At 55.6% G+C, this 243-nt stretch carries 1 rRNA gene; it reads left to right on the plus strand.

Going from position 1 to position 243, the window contains the following annotated elements:
• A 16S ribosomal RNA gene (locus KJS47_RS23955) occupies positions 1-243 on the plus strand; the annotation flags it as partial.

A 243-nucleotide genomic window follows, 5' to 3' on the forward strand; every position in this document is an offset into this window, starting at 1 on the left:
GCCTTTCCTTCGGGACAGGGGAGACAGGTGGTGCATGGTTGTCGTCAGCTCGTGTCGTGAGATGTTGGGTTAAGTCCCGCAACGAGCGCAACCCTTGATCTTAGTTGCCAGCATTCAGTTGGGCACTCTGAGATGACTGCCGGTGACAAACCGGAGGAAGGTGGGGATGACGTCAAATCATCATGCCCCTTATGACCTGGGCTACACACGTACTACAATGGCCGGTACAACGGGCAGCGAAAC

This window comes from Paenibacillus sp. J31TS4, assembly GCF_018403265.1.
Lineage (GTDB): Bacteria > Bacillota > Bacilli > Paenibacillales > NBRC-103111 > J31TS4.